This window comes from Flavobacterium sp. (genome assembly GCF_035760125.1).
GTDB lineage: Bacteria > Bacteroidota > Bacteroidia > Flavobacteriales > Flavobacteriaceae > Flavobacterium.
In genome coordinates this window covers 1-3,811 of the sequence record NZ_DASTTN010000046.1, presented here as the reverse complement: position 1 = coordinate 3,811, position 3,811 = coordinate 1, and the positions used below count along the sequence as shown (strand labels likewise).

General features: G+C 31.7%; 5 protein-coding genes. 2 read left to right on the top strand and 3 right to left on the bottom strand.

Annotated features, from left to right (window positions below; genetic code table 11):
- Window positions 1–406 (bottom strand): hypothetical protein (locus VFS71_RS02050; RefSeq protein ID WP_326399084.1); only part of this gene is annotated, 406 nt, incomplete at its 3' end.
- Between the two features lie 338 nt (window positions 407–744).
- On the opposite strand from VFS71_RS02050, the gene VFS71_RS02045 reads away from it, so the two are divergent.
- Together VFS71_RS02045 and VFS71_RS02040 are read left to right on the top strand one after the other, a co-directional pair.
- On the top strand, window positions 745–2,415 hold the full coding sequence (locus VFS71_RS02045) for a helix-turn-helix domain-containing protein (RefSeq protein ID WP_326399082.1): 1,671 nt from the start codon (window positions 745–747) through the stop codon (window positions 2,413–2,415).
- 153 nt (window positions 2,416–2,568) lie between these two features.
- On the top strand, window positions 2,569–2,745 hold the full coding sequence (locus tag VFS71_RS02040; RefSeq protein WP_126515069.1) for a histone H1: 177 nt from the start codon (window positions 2,569–2,571) through the stop codon (window positions 2,743–2,745).
- A 101-nt stretch (window positions 2,746–2,846) separates the two neighbouring features.
- On the opposite strand, the gene VFS71_RS02035 is transcribed toward VFS71_RS02040, so the two are convergent.
- Entirely contained in the window at window positions 2,847–3,359 is a 513-nt protein-coding gene (locus VFS71_RS02035) for a hypothetical protein (RefSeq protein ID WP_326399080.1), read from the bottom strand.
- An 85-nt stretch (window positions 3,360–3,444) separates the two neighbouring features.
- Entirely contained in the window at window positions 3,445–3,693 is a 249-nt protein-coding gene (locus VFS71_RS02030) for a hypothetical protein (protein WP_326399078.1), read from the bottom strand.
- Window positions 3,694–3,811: the final 118 nt, after the last annotated feature.

Below are 3,811 nucleotides of genomic sequence, written 5' to 3'. Positions count from 1 at the left end.
AAACAATAAGGTCTGTTTTTGCAGCCGATCCCAGCGAACTGCTCTGTACAATGCTTATCATCATATTATCAGGATCTGCCATAATAGACTGGACAATATCATCATTAAACACTATTACACTTTTGCTTGTAATGGACTTTGAACCAATTTTTGCAGAAACAAACTTAATTTGACTGGTAATTTCATCAATTGAGTTTGGAAACCTATTTCTCAAGCGATATAGCGCAAGCGCTTCATAGAATGTTTTCCCCTTCAAATCCAAGGAATTTGCCATATTTTCTGGAGCCTTAGAAATATTTGACACCAAAGACAGATCTGCCCTGTTCTCAGAATTATCCAAATCTGAATCTGTTGAACATGAAATAAAAAATAAAGAGGTCACGATGCATACTAAAAGATTTTTCATGGTTATGGTTATTTAAAATGTAAATGAGAATTTCTTCTCAGTTCATTTCACCCGGATAAGCAGAACTTTTATTCAGCACGATGCTGAACATTTTGCTTTTGAATTCGACGCAAATCTATTCCGTTAAAAAACGTCACACAACCTGATATCTGTGGGTTTTCATGATTTTAAGTATGGATTTCATGGAAATCCATACTTCTTTTATTATAAATAAAACGCTACAATTCAAATGTTTATAGTATTTTTGATTTCTGCCTCATAAAACTATACTGACAATCTTTAGAAGCTTGCACGGATATTTTTACAAAGCCTTTTACTCACTAAACCTGCAACCTACCATGAATCGAAATCTCCTACTTTTACTCCCCATGCTGGTGTCTCAATTTATCACCGGACAAAAAAACACGCATTTAGCTACTGATTCTTTGGTAAATAAGAGCTATGATTATCTGGATGAAAAAATATATGAGCTGAGAAAAGACAGCACAAAAGCTTCCGTTTATTTATTTGTCTATTTACAAAAAGCAAAAAGAGAGCATAATTGGAAAGAAGTCACAAATGCATACCAAAACATACTGCATCAGTCGCCGGATAAATTGCGCCTTATCTATGCAGACAGTATGATTCTTGCAGCAAAAAAAACGAATGAAGATGCTGTAATTGGATCGGCCTATCTTTCAAAAGGTATTGTTTATTACGGGCAAAAACAGCAAATTGAAGCAATGGACAATTATCTAATTGCAAACCGTTTCATTTCTAAGACCAACGATAAATATCAGATACATAAGGTAAAATATCACATTGCATTGATTAAATTCTATATTGGTCTTTACGATGAAGCAATTGCACTATTGAAACAATGTGTGACATATTACAAAGACAGCGAACCAAGACCGTACTTAAACTCCCTGCATTCTCTGGGATTATGTTATAATAAAATCGGAGATTATGGCCGTTGTTCTGAAACCAATACATTAGGACTATCTGAAAGTGACCGATTAGAAATCAAAGAAATGATTCCTTACTTTAATCATTCAGAGGGAATAAATGAATATTATAAAAAAAATTATGCAGCGTCAATAAAAAACATTCAATCCTCACTCGAAGAAATAAAAGAGAATAAAGATTTTGCAAATGAATCAATTGGTAACTTTTATATCGGTAAAAGCTATTGGTCAACAAATCAAAAAAATAAAGCACTGCCGTATTTTCAAAGGGTTGATGAAATTTTTAAGAAAAAGAACTATTTGCGACCAGATCTTCGTCAAGTATATGAACTATTGATCACCTATTATAAAACCAAAGATGATTTATATACGCAATTGTATTATGTAGATCAGCTGCTAAAGGCAGACACACTTCTTATAGAAACTAACAAACACTTAATCGGAAAGGTGTATAAAGAATATGACACCAAAGAATTAATATCCGAAAGAGAAGAAATCAAGAAACAGCTTGCTCGCGAGAAATATTACGATTTCATTTCGGCAGGAGTAATATTACTGTCTTTCCTAACAATAGTGTTTATGACCTATCGCCATTTTAAAAACAGAAGCCTTTATAAAAAGAAATTTGGGGAATTGATGACTCAGTTAAATGATAATAAAAATAAACCGAAATTTAAAAATGAAAAATCCCAGATTCTTGACATAAATCCGGACACCGTTTCTACGGTTTTGAAACAAATGGAAAAATTTGAAAGGGATAAAAAATTTTTAGAAAAAGATTGGAATCTGGGTACACTTTCCGCATCATTCAACTCCAACTCCAAGTATTTATCCACTATTATACATCATTATAAGGATAAAGGTTTTGTGGAATATATTAATGATCTTCGCATTGACTATATTATTTCACTGCTGCACAATGAACCCAAATATAAACATTACACCAATGGATCCTTGGCAGACGAAGCAGGTTTTAGCAGCACTCAACGTTTTGCAAATGCTTTTCTGGCTAAAACGGGTATGCCAACTACCTATTTTATGGAAGAGCTAAGAAAAAAGTAACTTTAATTGCATCAGATCTTTACAAAGAATAGATTGGTTTTTCCCACGATAGAAAATAAAATCTTCGCTCAATTACAGCAATTTTAACAACAAAATATCCCTGCCCTACCCGTAAACTTCTATTTTTGCAGCCTAATTTAATACAATATTATCATGAAAGATTTAGTTGCAAAAATCAACGCCGAATTCGAAACATTCAAAACAGAATCTGAATCTCTTACTGAGAAAGGTATCAAAGCTGCAGGACCTAGAGCCCGTAAATCAACTTTGGAACTGGAAAAACTTTTAAAAGAGTTTAGAAAAGTTTCTGTTGAAGAATCAAAAAAATAAGATTTTAATTTATGGCCCTTTGGATTTTTCTGGAGGGCTTTTTAATTGTTCTCTACCGCATATCAACAAAACTGAATCTTTAGTACTCGGTGCAAAGTCAATTACCCTTTCTTTTCTTTGTCAACAATTAATTTTAAAGAATTAATATAATCGGTATCAAATTCTATAACTCTTATTTTGTTCAGCTTAAAACTCATCTCACCTTCAAATTCCCCTTCGATTCCCAAAAAATCAATTATAAGCTCTTCCTCATTTATTTCTATTAATTTCCCAAGATAAACTGCTTTATCTGATTTTTTTGCAATCTGAAAAATTTCATATTTATCCGCTAGAAAATGTATAATTGAAAACAAATCTTTAAGCGGAATGATTTCCTCCGCGCTTGTTTTTAAACCTTTAAGTTTAATTACTCTTTCCGTGAATTCATGGTCCTTGTCTTGAATAATAGACTTTACATTCTTGTTTTTTAATATCGTATAGCCATCAATTATAAAATCAACAGGGTTATTTTTCAGTAAAATCCAATCTTCGGTCCAATCAATAAGAAAACCGGTAAAAATTTCTTTCTTGTCGTCAAATTCTATTGAAATTAATTGTCGTAAGTATTTTTCCATTATTTTTATAGTTTAGATAGCGATTTGCTATTGACCTCAGTTTGTCTGAAAAATTAAATTAGTTAATTATAATGTAATATACGATCTAAAATACAATAATTTTTCTTTTTAAACTTGTAAATCGTCGGCAAAAAGTGAGTTGGTTTTTATAAACAATTACATTCAACTTTTGACCACCAAAGCAGGATTTACCAAACCATTTTAGAACGTCGCCATTTTCCCTTACTTCTGGACTCTTAATTTTAAGTAATTCTTCAAAACTTTCTCCAAAAACAAGGATTTGTTTAGAATCTTCAAAATATATTCCTTCTTCTAATTTAAATGGTTTTTCCATAAAGTTTTGTTTTACAATGAAATATAATGTGCTGCCTTTAGTTTACATAATCAAATAAATCCTTATTTTTCCGTTGTCACTAAACATCCCAAATACAAAACCAACTTTCCATTAAGCC

Excerpts from the sequence above, each read along its gene's own strand:
- VFS71_RS02045 (WP_326399082.1), top strand. The coding sequence starts at position 745 with ATGAATCGAAATCTCCTACTTTTACTCCCCATGCTGGTGTCTCAATTT.
- VFS71_RS02040 (WP_126515069.1), top strand. The coding sequence starts at position 2,569 with ATGAAAGATTTAGTTGCAAAAATCAACGCCGAATTCGAAACATTCAAA.
- VFS71_RS02035 (WP_326399080.1), bottom strand. The coding sequence starts at position 3,359 with ATGGAAAAATACTTACGACAATTAATTTCAATAGAATTTGACGACAAG.
- VFS71_RS02030 (WP_326399078.1), bottom strand. The coding sequence starts at position 3,693 with ATGGAAAAACCATTTAAATTAGAAGAAGGAATATATTTTGAAGATTCT.